The sequence below is a fragment of the Geobacillus sp. G4 genome (genome assembly GCF_040327975.1).
Lineage (GTDB): Bacteria > Bacillota > Bacilli > Bacillales > Anoxybacillaceae > Geobacillus > Geobacillus thermoleovorans.
The window spans coordinates 111,658-136,684 of the sequence record NZ_JBEPJY010000001.1 but is presented as its reverse complement, the minus strand read 5'-3'; the positions used below and the strand labels follow the sequence as shown (position 1 = coordinate 136,684).

At 54.3% G+C, this 25,027-nt stretch carries 25 protein-coding genes; 24 read left to right on the top strand and 1 reads right to left on the bottom strand.

Features of this window, described 5'->3' with window-relative positions:
• Nucleotides 1-93: 93 nt before the first annotated feature.
• The 13 genes from rimP to ABS784_RS00585 all read left to right on the top strand — a co-directional run bounded on the left by rimP (nt 94) and on the right by ABS784_RS00585 (nt 12,213).
• Nucleotides 94-567: a ribosome maturation factor RimP gene (gene rimP, locus ABS784_RS00645; RefSeq protein WP_011230759.1), complete on the top strand. Its 474-nt coding sequence runs from the start codon at nt 94-96 to the stop codon at nt 565-567.
• A 24-nt stretch (nt 568-591) separates the two neighbouring features.
• Nucleotides 592-1,743, top strand: coding sequence for a transcription termination factor NusA (gene nusA / locus ABS784_RS00640; protein WP_011230760.1), 1,152 nt, complete (start codon nt 592-594; stop codon nt 1,741-1,743).
• Nucleotides 1,744-1,756: 13 nt separating this feature from the next.
• Nucleotides 1,757-2,047 (top strand): RNase P modulator RnpM, encoded by a 291-nt coding sequence (gene rnpM, locus ABS784_RS00635; protein ID WP_011230761.1) that lies wholly within the window; start codon nt 1,757-1,759, stop codon nt 2,045-2,047.
• Nucleotides 2,037-2,345, top strand: coding sequence for a YlxQ family RNA-binding protein (locus ABS784_RS00630; protein ID WP_011230762.1), 309 nt, complete (start codon nt 2,037-2,039; stop codon nt 2,343-2,345). The genes rnpM and ABS784_RS00630 overlap by 11 nt, the downstream gene beginning before the upstream one ends.
• Nucleotides 2,346-2,358: 13 nt before the next feature.
• A complete protein-coding gene (gene infB / locus ABS784_RS00625; protein WP_013523417.1) occupies nt 2,359-4,578 on the top strand; it encodes a translation initiation factor IF-2 in 2,220 nt (739 codons plus the stop codon).
• Complete coding sequence (locus ABS784_RS00620) at nt 4,575-4,853, top strand: DUF503 domain-containing protein (protein WP_011230764.1); 279 nt, start codon at nt 4,575-4,577, stop codon at nt 4,851-4,853. Before infB ends, ABS784_RS00620 begins: the two co-directional genes overlap by 4 nt.
• A 15-nt stretch (nt 4,854-4,868) precedes the next feature.
• Nucleotides 4,869-5,252 (top strand): 30S ribosome-binding factor RbfA, encoded by a 384-nt coding sequence (gene rbfA / locus ABS784_RS00615; RefSeq protein ID WP_014195477.1) that lies wholly within the window; start codon nt 4,869-4,871, stop codon nt 5,250-5,252.
• Nucleotides 5,253-5,306: 54 nt separating this feature from the next.
• Nucleotides 5,307-6,215 carry a tRNA pseudouridine(55) synthase TruB gene (gene truB, locus ABS784_RS00610; protein ID WP_013523418.1) on the top strand — a complete coding sequence of 303 codons (909 nt, stop codon included), beginning with the start codon at nt 5,307-5,309 and terminating at the stop codon, nt 6,213-6,215.
• Nucleotides 6,216-6,258: 43 nt separating this feature from the next.
• Complete coding sequence (ribF, locus tag ABS784_RS00605; protein ID WP_031206507.1) at nt 6,259-7,239, top strand: bifunctional riboflavin kinase/FAD synthetase; 981 nt, start codon at nt 6,259-6,261, stop codon at nt 7,237-7,239.
• Nucleotides 7,240-7,326: 87 nt separating this feature from the next.
• A complete protein-coding gene (rpsO, locus tag ABS784_RS00600) occupies nt 7,327-7,596 on the top strand; it encodes a 30S ribosomal protein S15 (protein WP_011230768.1) in 270 nt (89 codons plus the stop codon).
• A 140-nt stretch (nt 7,597-7,736) separates the two neighbouring features.
• Nucleotides 7,737-9,908: a polyribonucleotide nucleotidyltransferase gene (pnp, locus tag ABS784_RS00595; protein ID WP_013523420.1), complete on the top strand. Its 2,172-nt coding sequence runs from the start codon at nt 7,737-7,739 to the stop codon at nt 9,906-9,908.
• An 87-nt stretch (nt 9,909-9,995) separates the two neighbouring features.
• Nucleotides 9,996-10,979 carry a polysaccharide deacetylase family protein gene (locus ABS784_RS00590; RefSeq protein WP_011230770.1) on the top strand — a complete coding sequence of 328 codons (984 nt, stop codon included), beginning with the start codon at nt 9,996-9,998 and terminating at the stop codon, nt 10,977-10,979.
• Nucleotides 10,966-12,213 (top strand): M16 family metallopeptidase, encoded by a 1,248-nt coding sequence (locus ABS784_RS00585; protein WP_062898534.1) that lies wholly within the window; start codon nt 10,966-10,968, stop codon nt 12,211-12,213. Before ABS784_RS00590 ends, ABS784_RS00585 begins: the two co-directional genes overlap by 14 nt.
• Nucleotides 12,214-12,275: 62 nt before the next feature.
• On the opposite strand, the gene ABS784_RS00580 is transcribed toward ABS784_RS00585, so the two are convergent.
• Entirely contained in the window at nt 12,276-12,518 is a 243-nt protein-coding gene (locus tag ABS784_RS00580) for a YlmC/YmxH family sporulation protein (RefSeq protein WP_011230772.1), read from the bottom strand.
• Nucleotides 12,519-12,710: 192 nt separating this feature from the next.
• Here ABS784_RS00580 and dpaA point away from each other — a divergent pair, with 192 nt between their 5' ends.
• From dpaA to ABS784_RS00525, 11 genes are all read left to right on the top strand, one after another.
• Nucleotides 12,711-13,616, top strand: coding sequence for a dipicolinic acid synthetase subunit A (gene dpaA / locus ABS784_RS00575; RefSeq protein WP_013145722.1), 906 nt, complete (start codon nt 12,711-12,713; stop codon nt 13,614-13,616).
• Complete coding sequence (locus tag ABS784_RS00570; protein ID WP_011230774.1) at nt 13,613-14,218, top strand: dipicolinate synthase subunit B; 606 nt, start codon at nt 13,613-13,615, stop codon at nt 14,216-14,218. The genes dpaA and ABS784_RS00570 overlap by 4 nt, the downstream gene beginning before the upstream one ends.
• A 111-nt stretch (nt 14,219-14,329) precedes the next feature.
• Nucleotides 14,330-15,373: an aspartate-semialdehyde dehydrogenase gene (gene asd, locus ABS784_RS00565; protein ID WP_014195482.1), complete on the top strand. Its 1,044-nt coding sequence runs from the start codon at nt 14,330-14,332 to the stop codon at nt 15,371-15,373.
• 20 nt (nt 15,374-15,393) lie between these two features.
• On the top strand, nt 15,394-16,647 hold the full coding sequence (gene dapG / locus ABS784_RS00560; protein ID WP_011230776.1) for an aspartate kinase: 1,254 nt from the start codon (nt 15,394-15,396) through the stop codon (nt 16,645-16,647).
• 5 nt (nt 16,648-16,652) lie between these two features.
• Nucleotides 16,653-17,528, top strand: coding sequence for a 4-hydroxy-tetrahydrodipicolinate synthase (gene dapA, locus ABS784_RS00555; protein ID WP_011230777.1), 876 nt, complete (start codon nt 16,653-16,655; stop codon nt 17,526-17,528).
• 167 nt (nt 17,529-17,695) lie between these two features.
• A complete protein-coding gene (locus tag ABS784_RS00550; protein WP_011230778.1) occupies nt 17,696-19,366 on the top strand; it encodes a ribonuclease J in 1,671 nt (556 codons plus the stop codon).
• 119 nt (nt 19,367-19,485) lie between these two features.
• Entirely contained in the window at nt 19,486-20,226 is a 741-nt protein-coding gene (locus ABS784_RS00545; protein WP_015374439.1) for a ClpP family protease, read from the top strand.
• The gene (locus tag ABS784_RS00540; RefSeq protein WP_011230780.1) at nt 20,223-20,447 is read left to right on the top strand and encodes a YlzJ-like family protein; all 225 of its coding nucleotides are present in this window, start codon (nt 20,223-20,225) and stop codon (nt 20,445-20,447) included. The genes ABS784_RS00545 and ABS784_RS00540 overlap by 4 nt, the downstream gene beginning before the upstream one ends.
• A gap of 108 nt (nt 20,448-20,555) precedes the next feature.
• Nucleotides 20,556-22,886 (top strand): FtsK/SpoIIIE family DNA translocase, encoded by a 2,331-nt coding sequence (locus ABS784_RS00535; protein ID WP_011230781.1) that lies wholly within the window; start codon nt 20,556-20,558, stop codon nt 22,884-22,886.
• Nucleotides 22,887-23,096: 210 nt separating this feature from the next.
• A complete protein-coding gene (locus tag ABS784_RS00530; RefSeq protein WP_011230782.1) occupies nt 23,097-23,828 on the top strand; it encodes a GntR family transcriptional regulator in 732 nt (243 codons plus the stop codon).
• A gap of 84 nt (nt 23,829-23,912) precedes the next feature.
• Nucleotides 23,913-25,004, top strand: coding sequence for a BMP family lipoprotein (locus ABS784_RS00525; protein ID WP_014195487.1), 1,092 nt, complete (start codon nt 23,913-23,915; stop codon nt 25,002-25,004).
• Nucleotides 25,005-25,027 lie beyond the last annotated feature (23 nt).

Below are 25,027 nucleotides of genomic sequence, written 5' to 3'. Positions count from 1 at the left end.
AATGGGCACCCGTCTCTCGTTCATTCCCCGCCTTGTGCAGGGGATTTTCTCATTATGCCACGCATGCACGTTTGCTCGGTAAGGAGGAACACAATGAGCAAAAAGGTGACAGAAACGGTCGAACAACTCGTCACACCGATTTTGGACGAAATGGGGCTTGAACTCGTCGATATTGAATATGTGAAGGAAGGGAAAAATTGGTTTTTGCGCGTCTTCATTGACTCTGACGATGGCGTCGATATTGAACAATGCGGTGCTGTCAGCGAAAAATTGAGCGAAAAGCTGGATGAAGTCGATCCGATTCCGCATAACTATTTTTTGGAAGTATCATCGCCCGGAGCAGAGCGGCCGCTGAAAAAGGCAAAAGATTTTGCCAAGGCCATTGGGAAAAATGTATATATCAAAACGTATGAGCCCATTGAAGGAGAAAAGCAGTTTGAAGGCGAACTAACCGCTTTTGACGGAACGACCGTGACGCTGTTGGTCAAAGACCGCGGACGGCAAAAAACGGTCGCCATTCCGTATGAAAAAGTGGCAAGCGCCCGATTAGCCGTCATTTTCTTCTAATCGCAAAAGGGGGATTTTTGTTGCATGAACACGCAATTGCTTGAGGCGTTAGCCGATCTGATGCGGGAAAAAGGCATCAGCAAAGAAGTCGTGATGGAAGCGATCGAAGCGGCGATCGTTTCAGCGTATAAACGCAATTTCGGCCAGGCGCAAAACGTGCGCGTCGATCTCAATATGGACACCGGCACGATCCGCGTGTTCGCGCGCAAAGATGTCGTCGAAGAGGTGGCCGATCCGCGCCTTGAAATTTCACTTGAGGACGCGCAGCGGATCAATCCGAATTATCAAATCGGCGACGTCGTCGAGCTCGAAGTGACGCCGCGCGATTTCGGGCGCATCGCCGCACAGACGGCGAAGCAAGTCGTCACCCAGCGCGTGCGCGAGGCAGAGCGGAGCATCATCTACGCCGAATTTGTCGACCGTGAAGAGGACATTATGACCGGCATCGTTCAGCGCGTCGACCCGCGCTTTGTCTACGTCAGCCTCGGTAAGGCGGAGGCGCTCCTGCCGGCAAACGAACAAATGCCGAATGAAACCTATAAGCCGCACGACCGGTTGAAAGTATACATTACGAAAGTGGAAAAAACGACAAAAGGGCCGCAAATTTTCGTCTCCCGCACCCACCCGGGACTGTTGAAACGGCTGTTTGAGCTCGAAGTGCCGGAAATTTACGACGGAACGGTCGAGATTAAATCGATCGCCCGCGAAGCCGGCGACCGTTCGAAAATTTCCGTCCACTCCGACAACCCGGAAGTCGATCCGGTCGGCGCATGCGTCGGACCGAGAGGGCAACGCGTGCAGGCCATTGTTGATGAGCTGAACGGAGAAAAAATCGATATCGTCCGCTGGTCGGCCGATCCGGTGGAGTTTGTCGCCAACGCGTTAAGCCCGGCGAAAGTGTTGCGCGTCATTGTCAACGAGGAGCAAAAGGCGACGACGGTCATCGTTCCGGACTATCAGCTGTCGCTCGCCATCGGCAAACGCGGGCAAAACGCGCGGCTGGCGGCGAAATTGACCGGCTGGAAAATTGATATTAAAAGCGAATCGGAAGCGCGGGAGATGGGCATTGATCCGCATGCGCCATCCACTTCGCTTGATTTCAGCGATGCGGCGGCCGATAATGAAAATAGCGAAGAAAACGGCCCATCGTTTGATCAATCGGCGGAAATCGAGTGAGGGGGAATGAAAAATGGCAGCGCAAAAGAAAATTCCGTTGCGCAAATGCGTCGTCACTGGAGAGATGAAGCCGAAACGGGAGATGGTGCGCATCGTCCGCTCGAAAGAGGGGGAAGTGTCGATCGACCCAACCGGCAAAAAGGCGGGGCGCGGCGCGTATATTACCCTTGATCCGGAGTGCATTTTGCAGGCGAAAAAGAAAAACATTTTGGCCCGCCATTTAAAAGCAGACATCGATGATGCGATTTATGACGAATTGCTCGCCTTGGCGGAAAAGGAGAAACAGGCCGGACATGAAGCATAACCGTTGGGCATCGCTGCTTGGATTGGCGCAGCGGGCGGGCAAAGTCGTCTCCGGCGAGGAGCTTGTCGTCAAAGAAGTGCAGCGGGGCCGGGCGCGGCTCGTCTTGCTTTCGCAAGACGCATCGGTCAACACCGAAAAAAAAGTGACGGACAAATGCACGTTTTATGGCGTCCCGCTTTGCAAAGTGCCGGACCGGTATGTGCTTGGCGGCGCGATCGGCAAGGACGCCCGTGTCGTTGTCGCTGTCATCGACGAAGGGTTTGCGCGCCAATTGCAAACGATGCTCGACCGATCTTAATGGGGGTGAATGTATGTCGAAAATGCGTGTGTATGAATACGCGAAAAAACAGAACGTTCCAAGCAAGGACGTCATTCATAAATTGAAAGAAATGAACATTGAAGTGAACAACCATATGGCGATGCTGGAGGCTGATGTCGTCGAAAAACTCGACCATCAATATCGCCCGAACACCGGGAAAAAAGAAGAGAAAAAAGCGGAAAAGAAAACGGAGAAGCCGAAACGGCCGACGCCGGCGAAAGCGGCCGATTTTGCTGATGAGGAAATTTTTGACGACAGCAAAGAAGCGGCGAAAATGAAACCGGCGAAGAAAAAGGGAGCGCCAAAAGGGAAGGAAACGAAAAAAACCGAGGCGCAACAGCAAGAAAAGAAACTGCTCCAAGCGGCGAAAAAGAAAGGAAAAGGGCCGGCGAAAGGGAAAAAGCAGGCAGCACCAGCCGCAAAACAAGCGCCGCAGCCGGCGAAAAAAGAAAAAGAGCTGCCGAAAAAAATTACGTTTGAAGGCTCGCTTACCGTGGCCGAACTGGCGAAAAAGCTTGGCCGCGAACCGTCGGAAATTATTAAGAAGCTGTTTATGCTCGGCGTGATGGCGACAATCAACCAAGATTTAGACAAAGACGCCATCGAGCTCATCTGCTCAGATTACGGCGTTGAAGTCGAAGAAAAAGTGACGATCGATGAGACGAACTTTGAAGCGATCGAAATTGTCGATGCGCCGGAAGATTTGGTTGAACGGCCGCCGGTCGTGACGATCATGGGGCACGTCGACCACGGGAAAACGACGTTGCTTGATGCGATCCGCCACTCCAAAGTGACGGAGCAAGAAGCCGGCGGTATTACGCAACACATCGGTGCGTATCAAGTGACGGTCAATGACAAAAAAATTACGTTCCTCGATACGCCGGGGCATGAAGCGTTTACAACGATGCGGGCGCGCGGCGCGCAAGTGACCGATATCGTCATTCTTGTCGTTGCCGCGGATGACGGGGTGATGCCGCAGACGGTGGAAGCGATCAACCACGCCAAGGCGGCAAACGTGCCGATTATTGTCGCCATCAACAAAATCGATAAGCCGGAAGCGAACCCGGACCGTGTCATGCAAGAATTGATGGAATACAACCTCGTTCCGGAAGAATGGGGCGGCGATACGATTTTCTGCAAGTTGTCGGCGAAAACGAAAGAGGGCCTTGATCATCTTTTGGAAATGATTTTGCTTGTCAGTGAGATGGAAGAATTAAAAGCCAACCCGAACCGGCGTGCGGTCGGTACGGTGATCGAAGCGAAGCTTGATAAAGGGCGTGGCCCGGTGGCAACGCTTTTGATTCAAGCGGGAACGTTGCGTGTCGGCGATCCGATCGTCGTCGGCACAACATACGGGCGCGTGCGCGCGATGGTGAACGACAGCGGCCGGCGCGTCAAAGAGGCGACTCCGTCGATGCCAGTCGAAATTACTGGGCTGCATGAAGTGCCGCAAGCCGGCGACCGCTTCATGGTGTTTGAGGATGAGAAAAAGGCGCGGCAAATCGCGGAGGCGCGGGCGCAGCGGCAGCTGCAGGAGCAGCGAAGCGTCAAAACGCGCGTCAGCTTGGATGATTTGTTTGAACAAATTAAGCAAGGCGAAATGAAAGAGCTGAATTTGATCGTCAAAGCCGATGTTCAAGGATCGGTTGAGGCGCTTGTCGCCGCCTTGCAAAAAATCGATGTGGAAGGCGTGCGGGTGAAAATCATCCACGCGGCTGTCGGCGCCATCACCGAATCGGATATTTCGCTGGCGACGGCATCGAACGCCATCGTCATTGGATTTAACGTCCGTCCGGATGCAAACGCAAAGCGCGCCGCTGAATCGGAAAAAGTCGACATCCGCCTCCATCGCATCATTTACAATGTCATCGAGGAAATTGAAGCGGCGATGAAAGGGATGCTCGATCCGGAGTACGAAGAGAAAGTGATCGGTCAGGCGGAAGTGCGGCAAACGTTCAAAGTATCGAAAGTCGGCACGATCGCCGGTTGCTATGTCACGGACGGCAAAATCACCCGCGACAGCAAGGTGCGCCTCATTCGCCAAGGCATCGTCGTCTACGAAGGGGAAATCGATTCGCTCAAGCGGTATAAAGACGATGTGCGCGAAGTGGCGCAAGGGTATGAATGCGGGCTGACGATCAAAAACTTCAATGATATCAAAGAAGGAGATGTCATCGAAGCATACATCATGCAGGAAGTGGCCCGGGCATGATCGGCTTCGCTGCGTGCGAATGCATCATCTACAACGCCCGCTCGCTCAAGGATAAACGGGCCGTCCTGCAGCGGGTCATGACAAGAATCCGGCAAAAATATAACGTCTCTGTGGCCGAAATCGATCATCAAGACGCATGGCAACGAGCGACCATCGGCCTTGTTGCCATTACGTCCAGCCGCCGGGCGACCGAACGGGAGCTCGAGCGTGCGCTTGCTTTGATCGACTCGTTCCCTGAGCTGGAGCGGGCGGCCACATCATTCGAGTGGTTGTAACCGAGGTGATGGGTGATGAATATACGGGCAACTCGCGTTGGCGAGCAAATGAAAAAAGAGTTGAGCGACATCATCAGCCGCAGGCTGAAAGACCCGCGCATCGGCTTTGTCACGGTGACCGATGTGCGGGTCACCGGTGATTTGCAACAGGCGAAAGTGTACATCAGCGTCCTTGGCGATGACAAGCAGCAGGAAGAGACGTTGAAGGCGCTCGAGAAAGCGAAAGGGTTTATCCGTTCGGAAATCGGGCAGCGCATCCGCCTTCGCAAGACGCCGGAAATTTTCTTTGAAATCGATGAAACGATTGAATACGGCAGCCGCATCGAACAGCTGATTCGGCAAATTTCAAGCGATGACCACCCGGCGAAAGAGGCGGATGGGGAGCCGAACAATGGATAGACGAACCGTCTATCCATTTCCATTCATGATCATGGAAACGGAAAGGGTGCGTCGATGGACGGGGTATTGCTGCTGAATAAACCGAAAGGGATGACGTCTCACGACTGCGTGGCCAAAGTGCGCCGTCTGCTTGGCGTAAAAAAAGCGGGACACACCGGCACGCTTGACCCAAACGTGTCCGGTGTGCTGCCCATTTGCCTTGGCAAGGCGACGCGCATCGCCGAGTTTTTGACCGGGACGACGAAAACGTATGAAGGAAAAGTGACGCTTGGCGCCGCGACGACAACCGAAGATGCGGACGGCGACATCATCGCCGCCCGTCCGGTTGACCGGCCGATTGCGCGCGCGGAAATCGAAGCGGTGTTTGACAGCTTGACCGGAGAAATTGAGCAAACGCCGCCGATGTACTCCGCGGTGAAAGTGGGCGGCAAAAAACTGTATGAATACGCGCGCGCCGGCATCGAAGTCGAACGTCCGACGCGGCGCGTGACCATTTATGAGCTCGAACTGCTTGATGAACGTGAACAATTCTTTGGGGAAACGGTGTCATTTCGCTTTCGCGTCACGTGCAGCAAAGGCACGTACGTGCGTACGCTGGCGGTGATGATCGGCGAGCGGCTCGGCTATCCGGCGCATATGTCCGACCTCATCCGTACGGCGTCCGGGCCGTTTCGGCTTGAAGATTGCGTAACGTTTGAAGACGTTGAGCGCCGGGCGGCCGACGGGACGGCTGATGCCTTGCTCATCCCGATCGAGCGGGCGCTTTTTCATTTGCCGAAATATGAAATCAATGATAAAGTAGCAGAGAAGGTAAAAAACGGGGCGCTGCTCCGGCTTCCCGCTTTTTTAGAGAAGCTTGACGGGCCGGTCGTGCTTGTTTCGCCCGAGCGGGAAGCGCTGGCCCTGTACGTGAAGCATCCGGCGCGCCCCGGCTTGATGAAACCGCTCAAAGTGTTTCGTTAACGCCGCGGGTGCAGCGCGGAAATAAAGAAGGTAGGTCATGGACATGGAAACGCTGTTTCTTTCGCATCCCCACCGTCTCGAACGCCAGGCGCTCCCTCCGACGGTGATGGCGCTGGGCTATTTCGACGGCATCCACCTCGGCCATCAAAAAGTGATCCGCACCGCGGTCGAGATCGCCAACGAGCGTGGGTACGAAAGCGCGGTGATGACGTTTCATCCTCATCCGTCCGTTGTGCTTGGCAAACAGTCCGAGCTGCGCTCGATCACGCCGCTTGGCAAAAAGGAGCAGCTGATTGCATCACTTGGCGTCAACCGGCTGTACATCGTTGAATTTACGCCGACGTTTGCTGCGCTGTCGCCAGAAGCGTTCGTTGACCAATATTTGGACGGGTTGCACGTGAAACATGTCGTCGCCGGCTTCGATTTCACTTATGGGCGGTTCGGAAAAGGAACGATGGAGACGATGCCGATTCATGCGCGCGGCCGCTTTGGACAGACGGTCATTCCGAAGCTCGCGGTCGACGGGGAAAAAGTGAGCTCGTCCCGGGTGCGGAAACTGCTCGAAGACGGGGCGGTCGAACAGCTTCCCCGCCTGCTCGGCCGCTTTTATGAGCTTGAAGGAACGGTCGTTGCCGGGGAACGGCGCGGGCGGATGATCGGCTTTCCAACGGCGAACATCGCTTTAAACAGCGATTATGCCTTGCCGGCAGTCGGCGTCTATGCAGTCAAGGCGGTGATCGGCGGGCAAGTATATGAAGGGGTGGCGAACGTCGGCTACAAACCGACGTTCCATAAAACGCGCGAAGGATTGCCGAATATTGAGGTGCACTTATTCGAGTTTTCCGGCGATATTTATGGACAAACGATGACAATTGAGTGGCACCGCCGTCTGCGGAGCGAGCAGAAGTTTACCAGTGTCGATGAACTGACGGCGCAAATCGCCCGCGACAAGAAAGAGGCGGAGCAGTATTTCCGCTGTTTCAGCGAAAAGACTTGCATTTTGCCGGAAAAAGAGGTATTCTAATCAATGTATGCGAACCATTGCTTGGCTAGGCGAGTCACCGACGCCCGCTCGGCAATCGGGGATCTAGGACTAGGGAGGTGAACAAGGATGGCATTGACGCAGGAGCGCAAACGCGAAATCATCGAGCAATTTAAAATCCATGAGAACGACACTGGTTCTCCGGAAGTGCAAGTTGCGATCCTGACGGAGCAAATCAACAACTTGAACGAGCATTTGCGCATTCATAAAAAAGATCATCATTCACGGCGCGGCTTGCTGAAAATGGTCGGGAAGCGCCGCAACTTATTGGCCTACTTGCGCAAGAAAGATGTGGCGCGCTACCGTGAATTGATTGAGAAACTTGGATTACGTCGATAAAAAAGCGGGAGCATTCCCGCTTTTTTGCTAGTTTATAGGCGTGACTGACACGGCGATGATAACAATGGTGCCAATTCGTCTATACTAATCATCAGCGGATCTATAATTTCATCTGTACATAGAGAGGAGTACTCGTCTGTATGGAACAAGAGAAACGCGTGTTTTCCATCGATGTGGCCGGGCGGCCGCTCATCGTCGAAACCGGCGAGCTGGCGAAACAGGCGAATGGCGCGGCGCTCGTCCGCTACGGCGATACGGTCGTGTTGAGCACAGCCACCGCGTCGCGAGAGGCGAAAAACGTTGACTTTTTCCCGCTTACCGTCAACTACGAGGAACGGTTGTATGCGGTTGGAAAAATTCCTGGCGGGTTTATTAAGCGCGAAGGTCGCCCGAGCGAGAAAGCCATTTTGGTGAGCCGTCTCATCGACCGACCGATTCGCCCGCTGTTTGCCGAAGGATTCCGCAACGAAGTGCAAGTCGTCTCGATGGTCATGAGCGTTGATCAAGACTGCGCGCCGGAAGTAGCGGCCTTAATCGGTTCGTCGGTGGCGCTGACGATTTCCGACATTCCGTTTGAAGGGCCGATCGCCGGTGTCATCGTCGGCCGCGTTGACGGCCAGTTTGTCATCAATCCGACGGTCGAGCAAATGGAAAAAAGCGATCTGCATCTTGTCGTCGCCGGCACAAAAGATGCGATCAACATGGTGGAAGCCGGGGCGGATGAGGTGCCGGAAGAAGTGATTTTGGAAGCGATCATGTTCGGCCATGAGGAAGTGAAGCGGCTCATCGCCTTCCAAGAGGAAATCGCCGCCCAAGTCGGCAAAGAAAAAATGGAAGTCGTCCTTTACGAGCCGGATCCAGCGCTGGAGGCGGAAATCCGCCAGCTTGCCGAAGCGGACATTAAGCGAGCGGTGCAAGTGCCGGAGAAACTGGCGCGCGATGCTGCCATTGAAGATGTGAAAGCTGGCGTCATCGCCAAATATGAGGCGGAAGAAGCGGATGAGGAGAAGCTCAAGCAAGTACAGGAAATTTTGCATAAACTCGTAAAAGAGGAAGTGCGCCGTTTGATCACGGTCGAGAAAATCCGTCCGGACGGGCGCAAAGTCGATGAAATCCGTCCGCTTTCATCGGCGGTCGGCGTCCTGCCGCGCACGCACGGCTCCGGTTTGTTTACGCGCGGGCAGACGCAAGTGTTGAGCGTTTGTACGCTTGGGGCGCTTGGTGATGTGCAAATTTTGGACGGGCTTGACCTTGAAGAATCGAAGCGGTTTATGCACCATTACAACTTCCCGCCGTTTTCCGTCGGGGAAACCGGGCCGATGCGCGGGCCGGGGCGTCGTGAAATCGGACACGGGGCGCTTGGCGAACGGGCGCTCGAGCCGGTCGTGCCGTCGGAGCGCGAATTCCCGTATACGATCCGCCTCGTTTCCGAAGTGCTGGAGTCGAACGGTTCGACATCGCAGGCCAGCATTTGCGCCAGCACGCTGGCGATGATGGATGCTGGGGTGCCGATTAAAGCACCGGTCGCCGGCATTGCCATGGGGCTTGTGAAAAACGACGACCATTACACGATTTTGACAGACATTCAAGGCATCGAAGACCATCTTGGCGATATGGACTTTAAAGTCGCCGGCACGAGAAAAGGCGTGACGGCATTGCAAATGGACATTAAAATCAAAGGATTGACGCGCGAGATTTTGGAAGAGGCGCTCATGCAAGCGCGCAAAGGGCGGCTCGAGATTTTGGATCATATGATGCAAACGCTCAGCGAACCGCGCAAAGAGCTGTCCAAATATGCACCGAAAATTTTGATCATGCACATCAACCCGGACAAAATCCGGGAGGTGATCGGACCAAGCGGCAAGCAGATCAACAAAATCATCGACGAAACCGGCGTCAAAATCGACATCGAACAAGACGGCACGATTTTCATCTCGTCTGTGGATGAAGCGGCCAACCAAAAAGCGAAGCAAATCATCGAAGACATCGTCCGCGAAGTCGAAGTCGGCCAAGTGTACTTAGGCAAAGTGAAACGGATTGAAAAATTCGGCGCCTTCGTTGAGTTGTTCAACGGCAAAGACGGGCTTGTCCATATTTCCGAGCTCGCTGAAGGGCGGGTCGGCAAAGTCGAAGACGTCGTTTCGATTGGCGATGAAATTTTAGTGAAAGTAACGGAAATCGATAAGCAAGGGCGCGTCAACCTGTCGCGCAAAGCGGTGTTGCGCGATGCCCGCAACATTGGAGGGGAACTGCCGCGGGAATCTAGGGAAAAACGAGGAAGACGGCCGGAGCGCCATCGCATGAAGCCTTAGGAATTTGTTTCTTAAGGCTCTTTTGTTATGTTCTATCCTGTCCCCCTAAGACATATGTTGTAGTAGTAAAAAAGGAGGGGGACAAGGGTGAACAACGGAATTGCCCGCTATATGGCGCTAGCGGTCATGTTTCTTGCCGCCTGGGCGGCGGTTCATTGGCCTCCGGTTGGCGATTACATCGCGAGCTGGCGCCCGATGGAAACAACCGCGATGAAAGAGCGCGACAAGCTGTACGACACGATCGTCAAACAAGCGAAGCAATATGAAATTCCCGCCCAAGATGCGGTCATCGATAAAGTATGGAAGGCGACGCCCGGCTACAACGGGCTCGCCGTCGACATTGACGCCTCCTATCAAAACATGAAGAAAACGGGGATGTTTGATGAGCGAAAACTCGTGTTCCGTCAAGTGCCCCCGCGCGTCCATTTGGACGATTTGCCGCCGGCGCCGATTTACCGCGGCCATCCTGACAAGCCGATGGTGGCGTTTGCGGTCAATGTCGCTTGGGGGGAAGAATACCTCCCCGACATGCTTGAGACGATGAAAAAATACAATGTCAAGGCGACGTTCTTTTTGGAAGGACGATGGGTAAAAAAACACCCGGAGATGGCAAAAATGATAGCAGACGCCGGCCATGAAATCGGCAACCATTCCTACAGCCATCCCGATATGAAAACGCTCGCTGTCGACAACATCCGCCGCGAGCTCGAAAAAACAAACGAAGTGATTGAGGCGGCGACATCGGTTAAATGCAAATGGTTTGCCCCGCCAAGCGGCAGCTACCGCGACGAGGTCGTCGAGGTCGCCGCGGAACTCGGCATGAAAACGATTCTATGGAGCGTCGATACAATTGATTGGCAAAAACCGTCGCCATCTGTTATAGTGAAACGGGTGACATCGAAAGTTCATCCTGGCGCCATCATTTTGATGCACCCAACGATGCCGACGGCGGCTGCACTTGACGAGCTGATCATCTCGATTAAGCAAAAAGGCTACGCCCTAGGCAGCTTGACGGCCTTATTCGATGAGAAAAGACTGGCAAACAAACAGGAGGAACATGGAGTTGATTAACAAATATACGTGCAAAAACGGTGTGCGAATCGTGCTCGAGCAAATTCCGACTGTAAGGTCGGTGGCCATCGGCATATGGATCGGGACCGGCTCGCGCAATGAAACGGAGCAAACCAATGGCATTTCCCATTTTTTAGAGCATATGTTTTTCAAGGGGACAACGACGCGCACGGCCCGGGACATTGCGGAAGCATTCGACAGCATCGGCGGGCAAGTAAACGCCTTTACATCGAAGGAGTATACGTGTTACTACGCCAAAGTGTTGGATGAACACGCGCCGCTGGCGCTTGAAATGCTCGCCGATATGTTTTTCCACTCGACATTTGTGGAGGATGAGCTGCAAAAGGAGCGCAACGTCGTGCTCGAGGAAATCAAAATGTATGAAGATACACCGGATGACATCGTCCACGATTTGCTCGGCAAAGCGTGCTATGCGGGTCATCCGCTCGGCTATCCGATTTTGGGCACGGAAGAGACGCTGCGCACGTTTACTGGCGACACGCTGCGCCAATATATGGCGGACTACTATACACCGGATCGCGTCGTCATTTCGGTCGCCGGCAACGTCGACGAACGGTTTATTGATGAGGTCGAGCGCTATTTCGGCTCGTTTGCCGCAGAGAGCAAGCCGCCTTCTTCAGGGACGCCGGCGTTTGTGCCGCAAAAGATCGCGCGCAAAAAGGACACTGAGCAGGCGCACGTATGCATCGGATTCAACGGGTTGCCGATCGGCCATCCGGACGCGTACCCGCTCCTCATCTTGAACAATATTTTAGGCGGCAGCATGAGCAGCCGGCTGTTTCAGGAAGTGCGCGAACAGCGCGGATTGGCGTATTCGGTGTTCTCGTACCATTCCGCCTACCAAGACAGCGGCCTGCTCGCCATTTACGCCGGCACAGGAAGCAGCCAGCTTGATGTGCTGTTCGAAACGATCCAGCACACCATTCGCCAGCTGAAGGAGGACGGAGTGACCGAAAAAGAGTTGCATAACAGCAAAGAGCAGATGAAAGGAAGCCTGATGCTTGGGCTCGAGAGCACGAACAGCCGGATGAGCCGCAACGGCAAAAATGAACTCCTTCTCGGCCGCCACCGCTCGCTTGATGAGATCATTGAAGAGATTGAAAGTGTCACGGTGGAAAAAGTAAACGAACTGGCGCGCACGGTTTTCACGGACGATTACGCGCTCGCCTTAATCAGCCCGGACGGCGTGCTGCCGCGCCCGCTCCATTCATAGACCAAGCTCAAAAAAGCTAACGACCTTTCGCTAGGTTGTTAGCTTTTTCGTTTCCGCCTCTTTCACCCTTCCTCGGGGACGTCGATCATCACCATATCGGCGCCGATTTTGCGAATATATTTCCACGGCACGCGAATTTCCTGTCCGTCTTTGCGAAACCCGAACCATTTTCCCGTTGGGATGAGCAGCGCCTCGATCTGCCCCGTTTGCTCGTTGATTTCCAAATCGGTCTGCCCGAGCACCCCGAGCCGCTCGGCTCGGCTTACATCGACAATTTCTTTTCCGCTTAATTCGCTCAGCCTCATGCTGGTTTCCTCCTTTTTCGCTTCTTTACTTTATATGTAAGGAACAAAAACAGAAAAAATGACTGCCTCTTGTCAGCTTTGGGCGCATATCGCCCATTTTTTCCCGCAAGGATATTCACCTATATTTTCCTTCCAACATAAGATGGGAAAGGAAACGGAGCAGTTTGCCAGAAAAGAAGGTGAGCGTACAACATGATGCTGACAGGAATGCATATCGCCATCATCGGCGGCGATGCTAGGCAGCTTGAAGTCATCCGCAAACTCGTTGAACTCGACGCGAAGTTGTCGCTTGTCGGCTTCGACCAGCTCGCCCATCATTTCACCGGGGCGATGAAGCTGCCGATTGGCGAAGTCGATTTTGCCGATTTGGATGCGATCATTTTGCCGGTTCACGGCACGACGCTGGACGGAAACGTCAACAGCGTGTTTGCCCACGAACCGATTCCGTTTACAGAAGAGATGGTGCAAAAAACGGCGCGGCAATGCACGATTTATTCCGGCATCAGCAACGCGTATTTGGACGAATTGGTGAAAAAAACAGGGCGCAAGCACGTGCAGTTGTTTGAGCGCGACGATGTCGCCATTTACAACTCCATTCCGACCGCGGAAGGCACGGTGATGATGGTCATTCAGCATACGGATTTTACGATCCACGGCTCATGCGTTGCCGTCTTGGGGCTTGGACGCGTTGGCATGACCGTCGCCCGGACGTTCGCCGCGTTGGGGGCGAAAGTGAAAGTCGGGGCGCGCCGGTCGGAGCATCTCGCCCGCATTACAGAAATGGGGCTCGTGCCGTTTCACTTAAACGATTTGGAAAAAGAAGTGCGTGACATTGACGTCTGCATCAACACCGTGCCTCATCTCATCGTGACGGCGAGCGTCATCGCCAAAATGCCGCCCCATACGCTGATTATCGATTTGGCGTCAAAACCGGGCGGCACTGACTTCCGCTATGCCGAAAAACGGGGAGTGAAAGCCATTTTGGCGCCCGGGCTGCCGGGGATTGTCGCGCCGAAGACAGCTGGGCAAATCATCGCCAACGTCTTGGCGCAACTATTATATGCAGATTTACAAAAACGGGAGGAGAATCATGCATGAGCGGAAACAGCTTGAAAGGAAAGCGGATCGGCTTTGGCCTCACCGGGTCGCATTGCACATATGATGCGGTGTTCCCGGAGATCGAGAAGCTTGTCAACGAAGGAGCGGAGGTGCTGCCGATCGTCACCTATACGGTGAAAACGACGAACACCCGCTTTGGCGAAGGGGAAGAATGGGTGAAAAAACTCGAACAACTGACCGGACATGAAGTGATCGATACGATCGTCAAAGCGGAGCCTCTCGGGCCGAAAATTCCGCTCGACTGCATGGTGATCGCTCCGCTCACCGGCAACTCGATGAGCAAGCTGGCCAATGCCATGACGGATTCCCCCGTGCTGATGGCGGCGAAAGCGACGATGCGCAACCACCGCCCGGTCGTGCTTGGCATTTCGACGAACGATGCGCTCGGCTTAAACGGCGTCAATCTAATGCGGCTTATGGCAGCAAAAAACATTTATTTCATCCCGTTCGGCCAAGACGCCCCGCAGGCGAAGCCGAACTCCATGGTCGCCTACATGCCGCTTTTGCGCGATACGATTCTTGCCGCGCTTGAAGGGAAGCAGCTGCAGCCGGTCATTATCGAGCGGTTCCGCTACAACTGAATCGAAAATCCATGTTCCGCATAAAAATGTTCTCTCGTCCACAGCGGAATGTGATAAAATAAAGACTATGAATTCACTTCTTAGAGTGACGATGTGGAAGGAGAATGGTGGATGGCTCAAAAACAATATCATGTCGCTGTCGTCGGAGCAACGGGGGCCGTCGGGCAGCAAATGGTGCGGACGCTTGAAGACCGGAACTTCCCGGTTGGAAAATTGACTTTGTTGTCATCGGAGCGGTCAGCCGGCAAAAAAATGCGCTTTCGCAGCGAGGAGATCGAAGTGCAGGCGGCATCGCCCGAGCGCTTTGACGGGGTCGACATCGCCTTGTTCAGCGCCGGCGGCGCCGTATCGAAAGCGCTGGCGCCGGAAGCGGTGCGGCGCGGAGCGATCGTGATCGACAATACGAGCGCGTTTCGGATGGAGGAAAACGTGCCGCTTGTCGTTCCGGAAGTGAACGAAAGCGACTTGACGTGGCATAACGGCATTATCGCCAATCCGAACTGCTCGACGATTCAAATGGTTGTGGCGTTGGAGCCGATTCGGAAGGCGTTTGGCCTAGAGCGCGTCATTGTCTCGACGTACCAAGCCGTCTCCGGGGCGGGAGCGCAGGCCATTGAAGAGCTCAACGAGCAGACGAAAGCGGTGCTCGAAGGGAAGCCGGTGGAGGCGAACATTTTGCCAGTGAAATCGGACCGAAAGCATTACCCAATTGCGTTCAACGCCATTCCGCAAATCGATAAGTTTCAAGACAATGGATTTACGTTTGAAGAGATGAAAATGATCAATGAAACAAAAAAAATTATGCATATGCCTGAGCTGAAAGTGGCGGCGACGTGCGTGCGCATTCCGGTGGCGAGCGGCCATTCGGAATCGGTGTACATCGAAATTGAACAAGACGGCGTCACCGCCTCTGACTTGCAGGCGGTGCTCCGCGAAGCGCCGGGCGTCGTGCTTCAAGATGATCCGAGCGAACAGTTGTATCCGATGCCGGCCCATTGCGTCGGTAAGTACGACGTGTTTGTCGGCCGCATCCGCCGCGATTTGGACAACCGCCGCGGCTTCCATCTATGGATTGTCGCTGACAACTTGCTAAAAGGTGCAGCCTCGAACTCGGTGCAAATCGCAGAAAGTTTGTTGAAGCTCGGGCTCATTTGAAAAAGCATCGAGGTGTTAGCATGAAACTCATTGTTCAAAAGTTCGGCGGCACGTCCGTCCGCGACGAGCGCGGGCGGAACTTGGCGCGCCGCCATATTGAACGGGCGTTGGAAGATGGCTATAAAGTCGTGGCCGTCGTATCGGCTATGGGACGTTGCGGCGATCCATATGCGACCGATACGCTGCTTAGTTTGATCGGCGGCGTTCATCACCATGTCACAAAACGAGAGCAAGATATGCTTATGGCGTGCGGAGAAATCATCTCAAGCGTTGTGTTCAGCAACTTGTTGAACGAACACGGCATCAAAGCGACGGCGTTCACCGGCGCCCAGGCAGGATTTTGCACGAACAGCGATCATACGAACGCGAAAATTCTCGAAATGCGCTGCGACCGCCTCCTTGAGGCGCTTCGGCAATACGACGTCGTCGTTGTCGCCGGCTTTCAAGGCATGGCGGAAAACGGCGACATAACAACGCTCGGCCGCGGCGGGAGCGACACGTCGGCGGCAGCGCTCGGCGCGGCGTTAAACGCGGAGTGGGTTGATATTTTCACCGATGTCGACGGCGTCATGACCGCCGACCCGCGCATCGTTGAGAGCGCCCGGCCGCTTGACGTCGTTACGTATACGGAAATTTGCAACATGGCGTACCAAGGGGCGAAAGTGATCCATCCGCGCGCGGTGGAGATCGCCATGCAGGCGAAAGTGCCGCTGCGCATTCGCTCGACGTACTCCGATGCCCCCGGGACGCTCGTCACTTCATCGGTGCGCGGCCGAAAAGGAAGCGATGTGAAAGAGCGGCTTGTCACCGGCATTACGTACGTCGCCGACGTCACACAAATCAAAGTGCTGGCGAAAGAAGGCCACTATGAGCTGCAGTCTGACGTGTTTCAAGCGATGGCCCATGAAGGGATCAGCGTGGACTTTATCAACATTTCCCCGTACGGTGTTGTGTACACCGTGAGCGGCGACATGACGGAAAAAGCGGTGGCCGCCCTGCGCCGCATCGGCTACGAACCGGCCGTGACGCCCCGATGCGCCAAAGTGTCGGTCGTCGGCGCCGGCATTGCCGGCGTACCGGGGGTGACGGCGAAAATCGTCACTGCCTTGTCGGAGCAAGGCATTCAAATTTTGCAGTCCGCCGACAGCCATACGACGATTTGGGTGCTAGTGAAGCAAGACGATATGGAAAAGGCGGTCAACGCTCTGCATGACGCCTTCTGTTTATCCGAGGCGGATGCGGGCGAAGATGAAGCGATTTGGAGCGAGGAGTGAAAACCGTGGTTCAGTTCGGGAACATCATAACGGCGATGGTTACGCCATTTGACCGAAAAGGGAATCTCGACTTGGCAAAAACAACGGAGCTTGTCAACTATTTGCTTGACAATGGCACAGATGCGCTCGTTGTCGCCGGCACGACCGGCGAGTCGCCGACGTTGACGACCGAGGAAAAAATCGCGCTTTTTCGCCATGTCGTCTCCGTCGTCAACGGCCGGGCGCCGGTCATTGCTGGAACGGGCACGAACGATACGCGCGCGTCGATCGAGCTGACGAAAAAGGCGGAAGAGGCGGGCGTCGATGCTGTCATGCTTGTGGCGCCGTATTACAACAAGCCGAACCAAGAAGGGCTGTATCAACATTTCAAAGCGATTGCCGAAAGCACATCGCTGCCGGTGATGCTGTATAACGTTCCAGGGCGCACGTCGGTGAGTCTTGCTCCGGAGACGGTCATCCGGCTGTCCGAAGTTCCGAACATTGTCGCTGTCAAGGAAGCGGGCGGCAATTTGGACGCCATGGCGGAAATCATTGAGCGTACGCCGGACGACTTTTTGCTCTACAGCGGCGACGACAGCTTGACGCTTCCAGTGCTAGCGATCGGCGGCAATGGCGTCGTCTCGGTCGCTTCGCACATCATTGGCAATGAAATGCAGGAAATGATTCGTTCCTTTTTAGCGGGCGATCATCAGAAGGCGGCGGCGCTGCATCGAAAATGGCTGCCGCTCATGAAAGGCTTGTTTGCCGCCCCAAGCCCGGTGCCGGTGAAAACGGCGCTGCAGCTGCGCGGGCTGGACGTTGGTTCGGTGCGCCTTCCGCTTGTGCCGCTCACCGAACAAGAGCGGAAGGAGCTAAGCCGCCTGCTCGATGCGCTGTCGTAACGAAACGATTCCCCAACGCTTTGCTTGCGCGTTGGGGCCTTTTTTTGCCTTGGCTGTGAAATCCATTGGCTGGTGAATGAACCATCTTGTGTTTTTCAGCATCGATTCGTTATAATAAAAGCAAGTGACTTTGAGCGGGTTAGCATCACAATTGGGAGGACGCAGCCTTGAAATCGAAAATAAAGCCGGTAGAGAAAATACGCATTTTTGCCCTTGGGGGAGTCGGAGAAATCGGCAAAAACATGTATGTTGTCGAATTGGACGAGGACATTTTTGTCATCGACGCCGGGGTGATGTTTCCGGAAGACGAAATGCTCGGCATCGACAAAGTGATCCCGGACATCACATATTTGATTGAACGGCAGCATCGCATTCAGGCAATTTTTCTCACCCACGGGCACGAGGAGCATATGGGGGCGATCGCCTACGTGCTCAAGCAGCTGTCTGTGCCGGTATACGGAACGAAGCTGACGCTCGGGTTGGCGGAGGCGCTGTTAAAAGAACAAGGGGTGTCGGGCGCGAAGCTCAATGAAGTTCATCCGGATGCGGAGCTCGTGTTTGACAAGGCGAAAGTGACGTTTTTCCGCACGATCCACAGCATCCCCGATTCGATCGGCATCAGTCTGCATACATCGCAAGGTGCGATCGTGTACACGAGCGATTTTAAATTCGACCAAACCCCGTACGGCAACAACCGCACCGACTTAGGGAAAATGGCGCAAATCGGCGAAGAAGGGGTGCTGTGTCTTTTGTCGGACAGCACAAACGCCGAACGCCCCGGCTACAGCGGCTCCGATACGGTAGTCGCCTATGAGATCGCTGACGTGATCGGCCATGCGAAAGGACGAGTGTTTGTTGCCTGCTACGCTTCCAACATCACCCGCATCCAGCAGGTGCTGTACGCCGCCCACCAATCCGGGCGTAAAGTGGCAGTCATTGGCAAAACGCTGCATAAAGTAATGGACATCGCCGTGCGCCTTGGCTATTTGCATGTTCCAGACAAGGTGACGATTTCTGCGCACGATATCGATCGCTACAATGACCGCGAGCTCGTCATTTTGACAACCGGCGGGCATGGCGAGCCGATGAGCGCGCTTTGGCGCATGGCGCGTCAAGCGAACAAACAAGTGAACATCAAAGAAGGGGATACCGTCATCGTCGCCGCATCCGTCATGCCGGGCTATGAGCTTGGGTTCGCGAAAACGATCGACGCCTTGTATCGGGCCGGCGCCAACGTGATTTACCGCGACCGGCAAGTGCACGTATCTGGGCACGGTTGCCAAGAAGAATTAAAGTTGATGCTCAATTTAATGAAGCCAAAATACTTTATTCCGGTGCATGGGGAATATCGGATGCAAAAAGCGCACGCCCGGTTGGCGAAGGCGGTCGGCATCTCGGAGGAGCGGACGTTTTTAATCGACAAAGGCGAAGTGATCGAGTTCCGCGGCGGTGCCGCCCGCCCTGGCGGCAAAGTGCCGTACGGCAATATTTTAATTGATGGCCTCGGCATTGGCGATGTCGGCAACATTGTGTTGCGTGACCGCCGCTTATTGTCCCAGGACGGCATTTTGATCGCCGTCGTCACGCTGAATAAAGAAGCGAAAACGATCGCCGCCGGCCCGGAAATCATTTCGCGGGGGTTCGTCTACATGCGCGAGTCTGAGACACTGCTGGAGGAAGCAGAGAAAATGGTGGCGGCAATCATCGAGCGCTGCCTTGAATCGTACATGCTTGAATGGTCGTCGTTGAAAGCGAACATCCGTGAAGCGTTAAGTCAGTTTTTATTTGAAAAAACGAAGCGCAGACCAATGATTTTGCCTATTATTATGGAAGTATAATGCAATCATGCTCAAAGTCAACTGGAAAATGCCGGGAACGGTCAGCCGTTGCCGGCATTTTTCTTTTTTCTTTCGGCCATACTAAGCGTATGATCGACAAGAAAGGAGACGAGAAATGGATGGAGAAGGAACGTTATTTTCAAGCGGAAACCGAGGGCGAACAGCCGGAAACAAAGGCCGAGGAAGCGACTGCGGCCATCACCCAGCTTGGGCAGACGAACGTCCCGCAAATGGATCCCGATACGAACATTCATTGTTTGACGATTGTCGGACAGATTGAAGGGCATATTCAGCTGCCTCCGCAAAATAAGGCGACGAAATACGAGCACGTCATTCCACAGATTGTGGCCATCGAGCAAAACCCGAAAATTGAAGGGCTGCTCGTCATTTTAAATACGGTCGGCGGCGATGTGGAAGCAGGGCTCGCCATTGCCGAAATGCTCGCCTCGCTCTCGAAACCGACTGTTTCCGTTGTGCTTGGCGGCGGCCATTCGATCGGCGTGCCGATCGCTGTGTCGTGCAACTATTCGTTCATCACCGAGACGGCGACGATGACGATTCATCCGATCCGTTTGACGGGGCTTGTCATCGGCGTGCCGCAGACGTTTGAGTACTTGGATAAAATGCAGGAGCGCGTCGTCCGCTTCGTGACGAAACATTCGAAGATCAGCGAGGAAAAGTTTAAAGAGCTCATGTTTTCCAAAGGCAATTTGACGCGCGACATCGGCACGAACGTCGTTGGGCCTGACGCCGTCCGGTACGGGCTCATCGATGAAGTCGGGGGCGTGTCCCAAGCGATGGCGAAGCTGCGCGAGCTGATCGCGATGAGGAAAAACGGGGAAGGGAAGATGATCCAATGATTTTGTATACGATCATGCCCGAACATTTGATTTTTCCGGTCGATGCCGCTGTTTATGAGAAGCGGAAAATGGTGTATTACGATGGCATTCCGTTTCTCGTCCAATCTGTAGAAACGGGAGAATATGAAATCGTGCAAAACTTAAGCACGAATCCGTTCCATTTTTTAAACGCCAAATATGCGCCTGGGGCGAGATTTCCGGCTTCTGCGGCAACATCGTAATGAATTGTTCAGCCGTTCATGATATAATAGTAAACAAACGGAAAAAAGCAGCCATTGTTGGCTGCTTTTTTCCGGCTTGCCAATTCATTCATGCTGGAGTGAACGATCATGGCGAAACGAAAGCGAAGAAGAAAAGGGAAGCCGTCAAAAACACAGCCATGGACGGAAACAATCCGCTTTGAATTGATCGGACTTGGCTTGCTCGCGGTCGCTGTCGTTGCGATGGCCCGCCTCGGGCTTGTCGGGGAGACGCTCGTGCTTGTGGGTCGCTTTTTTTTCGGCGAATGGTACATGCTATTAGTAGGCGGACTTTTCCTATTATCGCTCATCGTCATGTGGCGGCGGGAGTGGCCGTCATGGACGGGCCGCCCGTTTGTCGGCGCTTCGTCCATCGCCGCGGCGCTTCTGCTTTTGAGCCATGACAAGCTGTTTGAACTCATGTCGCGGCGCGGCGAGCTTGATCCGAGCATCATTCGGACGACGTGGGGGCTGTTTTGGAACGAAGCAAGCGGCAAGGCGGCCGATGTGGATTTAGGGGGCGGAATGGTCGGCGCCCTGTTATTTGCCGCCAGCTACCAGCTGTTCGATTCGCCCGGGACGAAATGGATTTGTTTCCTTCTGTTCATCGTCGGCTTTGTCGTGCTGACCGGGAAATCGCTGCGCGAGACGGCCGGCAAATGGGTTGCTTTTGCCGCAGCGTTTGTGCGAAAAGAATGGTTGGCGTTTGTCGAAGATATAAAGCAATGGCGGGCGGGGAGGAAGCGCAAGGAAAGCGGCGGCCGAAGCCGACGCTCGCGGCGGGCGGCCGCAAAGCGGGAAGACGAGCCGGCTGAAGCAAGCAGCGTCGAGCCGGATGAGGAACTGCTTTCCCCGCCGCCGATCATTTCCGATTTTGCCGCGGTCCGGTCGGCCGCTGAGCCGGAAGAAGAGAAGAATCCACTGGTGGAAGGCGACAGTGGGGGGGAGGAGGACAAACCGGCGCCGCCGCTTGCGTTTTCCGAGCATGAAAACACCAATTACGACCTGCCGCCGCTTGATTTGCTTCGCCTGCCGAAGCCGGCCGGGCAATCGGCCGATCATGCGAACATTTACGCCAACGCGCGAAAACTGGAGAAAACGTTCCAAAGCTTCGGCGTCAAGGCGAAAGTGACGCAAGTGCACCTCGGTCCGGCGGTGACGAAATATGAAGTGTATCCGGACGTCGGGGTGAAAGTGAGCAAAATTGTCAGCTTAAGCGACGATTTGGCGCTCGCTTTGGCGGCGAAAGACATCCGCATTGAAGCACCGATCCCCGGCAAGTCTGCGATCGGCATCGAAGTGCCAAATGAAGAGATCGCCACTGTTTCGCTGCGCGAAGTGCTGGAAGCCATTGAGCATACACGGGACAAGGCGAAGCTTTTGATTCCGCTTGGGCGCGACATCTCCGGTGAAGTCGTCGCTGCGGAACTAAACAAAATGCCGCATTTGTTGATCGCCGGCGCGACCGGCAGCGGCAAAAGCGTCTGCATCAACGGCATTATCGTCAGCCTGCTCATGCGCACGAAGCCGCATGAGGTGAAGCTGATGATGATCGATCCGAAAATGGTGGAGTTAAGTGTGTACAACGGTGTTCCTCATTTGTTGACACCGGTCGTCACCGACGCGAAAAAAGCGGCCCAGGCGCTGAAAAAAGTCGTCCAAGAAATGGAGCGGCGCTACGAGCTGTTCTCGCATACCGGCACGCGCAACATTGAAGGATATAACGAGCATATCCGCCACCATAACGAAACGGCGTCGGAACAGCAGCCGCTTTTGCCATACATCGTCGTGATCATCGACGAATTGGCCGACTTGATGATGGTGGCTTCCTCGGATGTGGAAGAGGCGATCACCCGTTTGGCGCAAATGGCGCGCGCCGCTGGCATCCATTTGATCATCGCCACCCAGCGCCCGTCGGTGGACGTCATCACCGGCGTCATCAAAGCGAACATTCCGTCGCGCATCGCCTTCAGTGTATCATCGCAAATCGACTCGCGCACCATTTTGGATATGGGCGGGGCGGAAAAACTGCTCGGCCGCGGCGATATGCTGTTTTTGCCGATGGGGGCCTCAAAACCAGTGCGCGTCCAAGGGGCGTTTGTCTCCGACCAAGAGGTGGAAGAAGTCGTTCGGTTTGTCATCGGACAGCAGCAGGCGCAATATTATGAGGAGATGTTCGTCGAAGACAGCGAACCCTCTTCCTCAGCCCTTGAAGACGAGTTGTACGATGAGGCGGTCCGTCTTGTCGTTGAAATGCAAAGCGCCTCCGTCTCGATGCTGCAACGCCGCTTCCGCATCGGTTACAATCGCGCCGCTCGGCTCATTGATGCCATGGAGGAGCGCGGCGTCGTCGGCCCGTATGAAGGAAGCAAGCCGCGCGCCGTTCTTTGGTCGAAGGAAGATTTAAAAAAGACATCATAAATGGGAAAAAAGGGCGGGCGAAAAAAGCCTGCCCGCTCAATCATACATCTTATTGGAAGCGTTGCCAATCCTATTTCTTTTTCTTCGACAAAATTTGATATCACCTATTTATTTGCCCAGTAAAAAATGATATAGTAATCTCAAAAAGGTTATATGTCTAATGTCAGAGGTCTGATCTCAACGGAAATGCGTAACACGGAGGACGTTGTCATGTCAATCAAATCAGACAGCCGCCACCTTTACTTGCAAGTGATTGATCGCATCAAGCGCGATATTGAAACGGGAGTGTACAAAGAAAAGCAAAAACTGCCGTCCGAGTTTGAACTCGCCAAACAGCTTGGCGTCAGCCGGGCGACATTGAGGGAAGCGCTGCGGGTGCTGGAAGAAGAAAACATTATCATCCGCCGCCACGGCGTCGGAACGTTTGTCAACGCCCGTCCGCTGTTTACGTCCGGCATCGAGCAGCTCTCAAGCGTCACGGATATGATTCGTCAAGCGGGGCGCAAGCCAGGAACGATTTTTTTGTCTTCCTCCATCCAACAGCCGACGGAAGACGATATGCGCCGCTTCCAATGCCGGCCGGACGAGAATTTGTTGCTCATCGAGCGGGTGCGCACCGCCGATGGGGAGCCGGTCGTTTATTGCTTGGATAAAATTTTATGCAAATATTTGCCAAAGGGCATCTCCTATGAACAGGAGTCGCTGTTTGAAAACTTGCACAACCAAACGCATCGTGATATCGCCTATGCGGTCGCGCGCATCGTGCCGCTCGGCTATCATGAAAAAGTGTCGCCGATTTTGCAATGCGACCCGGAAACGGCGCTGCTTGTGCTCAAGCAAATGCATTTCGATAAAAACGATGAGCCGATTTTTTATTCCGTCAACTACTTCCGCTCCGACAAGTTCAGCTTCCATGTCATGCGGAAGCGGTTCAGCTTTTAAGGGGGGTGAAAATGGGTACATAGAAAGAGAGCGGAAGCTTTATACTAATTAAAGAACAAATTTTCAAGCCAGGGGGTAGTGAATGTGAAAAAGCGAATCGGATTGGTGTTGTCCGTCCTGTTTGCCGCCGGCACGCTGCTTAGCGCCTGCGGACAAGCCGGCAACAATGCGGGAGGCGGCAATCAGAAAGATACGTTCAGTGTCGCCATGGTCACCGACGTCGGCGGCATTGACGACAAATCGTTCAACCAGTCGGCTTGGGAAGGGCTGCAAAAGTTCGGCAAAGACAACGGGCTTGAAAAAGGCCGCGGCGGCTACGACTACTTGCAGTCATCGAGCGACGCTGACTATGCCACGAACTTAAACAAGCTTGTGCGCAGCGACTTTGACTTGATTTTCGGCATCGGGTATTTGATGGGCGACGCGGTGAAAGAAGTCGCTAAGCAAAACCCGAAAAAACATTTCGCCATCGTCGACACTGTTGTTGACGAGCCAAATGTCGCCAGCATCACGTTCAAGGAGCATGAAGGCTCGTTCCTTGTCGGTGTTGTCGCCGGGCTAATGACGAAAACGAATAAAATCGGCTTTGTCGGTGGGATGGAGATTCCGTTGATCGAAAAATTCGAAAGCGGATTCCGCGCCGGCGTGAAAGCGGTCAATCCGAAGGCGACTGTGGAAGTGCAATACGCCGGGGCGTTCGACCAAGCGGATAAAGGGAAAGCGATCGCCTCGAGCATGTACGCATCTGGCATCGACATCATCTACCATGCAGCGGGCGCGACTGGGAACGGCGTCTTCTCGGAAGCGAAAGATTTGAAGAAGAAAGATCCGAACCGCGAAATTTGGGTCATCGGTGTTGACAAAGACCAAGCGCCGGAGGGAGAAGTGAAAGTCGGCGGCAAAACGTACAACGTAACGCTCACTTCGATGGTGAAACGCGTCGATGTCGCTGTCTATGACACGGCGAAACGGGCGAAAGAGGGCGACTTCCCGGGCGGCAAAACGATTGAGTACGGGTTGCCGGAAAATGGGGTTGGCATTGCCCCGACGCAAGACAACATTCCGGAGAACGTGTTAAAAACAGTTGACGAATGGAAGCAAAAAATCATCAAAGGCGAAGTGAAAGTTCCGACAAACCGGAAAGAGTACGAGCAATTCGCTGCGACGATCAAGTGACGAACAACGGCGAAGAAGGCTAG

Excerpts from the sequence above, each read along its gene's own strand:
- dapG (WP_011230776.1), top strand. The coding sequence starts at position 15,394 with ATGAAACTCATTGTTCAAAAGTTCGGCGGCACGTCCGTCCGCGACGAG.
- nusA (WP_011230760.1), top strand. The coding sequence starts at position 592 with ATGAACACGCAATTGCTTGAGGCGTTAGCCGATCTGATGCGGGAAAAA.
- infB (WP_013523417.1), top strand. The coding sequence starts at position 2,359 with ATGTCGAAAATGCGTGTGTATGAATACGCGAAAAAACAGAACGTTCCA.
- ABS784_RS00620 (WP_011230764.1), top strand. The coding sequence starts at position 4,575 with ATGATCGGCTTCGCTGCGTGCGAATGCATCATCTACAACGCCCGCTCG.
- ABS784_RS00530 (WP_011230782.1), top strand. The coding sequence starts at position 23,097 with ATGTCAATCAAATCAGACAGCCGCCACCTTTACTTGCAAGTGATTGAT.
- ribF (WP_031206507.1), top strand. The coding sequence starts at position 6,259 with ATGGAAACGCTGTTTCTTTCGCATCCCCACCGTCTCGAACGCCAGGCG.
- rnpM (WP_011230761.1), top strand. The coding sequence starts at position 1,757 with ATGGCAGCGCAAAAGAAAATTCCGTTGCGCAAATGCGTCGTCACTGGA.
- pnp (WP_013523420.1), top strand. The coding sequence starts at position 7,737 with ATGGAACAAGAGAAACGCGTGTTTTCCATCGATGTGGCCGGGCGGCCG.
- ABS784_RS00540 (WP_011230780.1), top strand. The coding sequence starts at position 20,223 with ATGATTTTGTATACGATCATGCCCGAACATTTGATTTTTCCGGTCGAT.
- ABS784_RS00580 (WP_011230772.1), bottom strand. The coding sequence starts at position 12,518 with ATGAGGCTGAGCGAATTAAGCGGAAAAGAAATTGTCGATGTAAGCCGA.
- rpsO (WP_011230768.1), top strand. The coding sequence starts at position 7,327 with ATGGCATTGACGCAGGAGCGCAAACGCGAAATCATCGAGCAATTTAAA.
- ABS784_RS00545 (WP_015374439.1), top strand. The coding sequence starts at position 19,486 with ATGGAGAAGGAACGTTATTTTCAAGCGGAAACCGAGGGCGAACAGCCG.
- ABS784_RS00630 (WP_011230762.1), top strand. The coding sequence starts at position 2,037 with ATGAAGCATAACCGTTGGGCATCGCTGCTTGGATTGGCGCAGCGGGCG.
- dpaA (WP_013145722.1), top strand. The coding sequence starts at position 12,711 with ATGATGCTGACAGGAATGCATATCGCCATCATCGGCGGCGATGCTAGG.
- ABS784_RS00535 (WP_011230781.1), top strand. The coding sequence starts at position 20,556 with ATGGCGAAACGAAAGCGAAGAAGAAAAGGGAAGCCGTCAAAAACACAG.
- truB (WP_013523418.1), top strand. The coding sequence starts at position 5,307 with ATGGACGGGGTATTGCTGCTGAATAAACCGAAAGGGATGACGTCTCAC.
- rimP (WP_011230759.1), top strand. The coding sequence starts at position 94 with ATGAGCAAAAAGGTGACAGAAACGGTCGAACAACTCGTCACACCGATT.
- asd (WP_014195482.1), top strand. The coding sequence starts at position 14,330 with ATGGCTCAAAAACAATATCATGTCGCTGTCGTCGGAGCAACGGGGGCC.
- ABS784_RS00585 (WP_062898534.1), top strand. The coding sequence starts at position 10,966 with ATGGAGTTGATTAACAAATATACGTGCAAAAACGGTGTGCGAATCGTG.
- ABS784_RS00570 (WP_011230774.1), top strand. The coding sequence starts at position 13,613 with ATGAGCGGAAACAGCTTGAAAGGAAAGCGGATCGGCTTTGGCCTCACC.
- rbfA (WP_014195477.1), top strand. The coding sequence starts at position 4,869 with ATGAATATACGGGCAACTCGCGTTGGCGAGCAAATGAAAAAAGAGTTG.